Source organism: Sphingopyxis sp. Geo25 (assembly GCF_949769135.1).
Taxonomy (GTDB): Bacteria; Pseudomonadota; Alphaproteobacteria; order Sphingomonadales; family Sphingomonadaceae; genus Sphingopyxis.
In genome coordinates, this window is sequence record NZ_CATKOZ010000021.1 from 1 (window position 1) to 1,249 (window position 1,249).

Here is a 1,249-nt window from a genome sequence, read left to right on the forward strand (position 1 = left end):
TGGCCTGCTGCCGGTTTGGTGGACACCGAGATAGGGTGTTTCCACCTATCGGAGGTCCACAATGCAAAGAAGGAAGTTCAGCCGCGAGTTCAAGCTTGAGGCGGTGAGGATGATCCGCGAACGCGGGGTGACGATCGCCCAGGCATCGCGCGATCTGGATGTGCATGCGAACGTGCTGCGTAAATGGGTTCGGGAGCTTGCCGCCGATCCGGGTCATGCCTTTCCCGGTCACGGTCAGATGAAGCCGGAGCAGATGGAGATCGATCGCCTGCGGCGCGAGCTGGCCAAGCTGAAGGCGGAGCGCGACATCCTAAAAAAAGCCGCCGCCTACTTCGCGAGGGACTCGATATGAAGTTCCAGTTCATCGCGAAGCACCGAGGGATCTGGCCGGTGGCATGGATGTGCGGGGCGCTCGGTGTCTCGCGAAGCGGCTTCCATGCCTGGCTGATCCGCCCGCCGTCGCAGCGTGCCCGCGACGACGAGGTGATCGGTGCGAAGGTCCGCGCCAGCCATGTAGGAAGCTATCGCACCTATGGTGCGCGCCGTGTCTGGCACGACCTGCTGGCCGACGGGATATCCTGCGGCCTGCACCGGATCGAACGGCTCATGCGGGCACAGGGTCTGCGAGCCAGGCCGCGGCGACGCGGGCTTCCCAAGGATCATGGCGATCGCTCGGTCATCGCCGGCAACGTGCTCGATCGCCAGTTCACGGCCGACAGGCCGAACCAGAAGTGGGTGGCCGACTTCACCTATATCTGGACAGCCGAGGGATGGCTCTATGTCGCCGCGGTGATCGACCTGTTCTCGCGCCGGGTGGTCGGATGGTCGATGAGCGTCAACATGACGGCACAGCTCGTCACCGACGCGCTGATCATGGCGATCTGGCGGCGCGGCAAGCCCGACGCGCTGCTGCATCACTCGGATCAGGGAAGCCAATATACCAGCGAGCAGTTCCAGCGGCTCATGGCCGATAATGGGGTCACCTGCTCGATGAGCCGGTCCGGCAATGTATGGGATAATGCCGCCATGGAGAGCTTCTTCTCCTCGCTCAAGACCGAGCGGATCGGGAAGAAGGTCTACCGCACGAGGGCGCAGGCGAAGGCCGACGTGTTCGATTATATCGAATGCTTCTACAACCCGACCCGGCGTCACTCGACCCTGGGTTACCTCAGTCCTATCGACTTCGAACGTGAAGCTGGGGTAGCCTGAATGAACCTATCTCGGTGTCCATCAAACCGGCAGCAGGCCA

The 1,249-nt window shown here is 62.5% G+C and carries 1 protein-coding gene; it reads left to right on the top strand.

Features of this window, described 5'->3' with window-relative positions; all coding sequences use genetic code 11:
- Window positions 1-61 precede the first annotated feature (61 nt).
- Window positions 62-1,209, top strand: a protein-coding gene (locus tag QOL68_RS18900) for an IS3 family transposase (protein ID WP_104959270.1) whose coding sequence is annotated in 2 segments (ribosomal slippage) — window positions 62-320 and window positions 320-1,209 — 1,149 coding nt in all. Because the reading frame shifts where the segments join, the coding sequence is not laid out codon by codon here.
- Window positions 1,210-1,249: the final 40 nt, after the last annotated feature.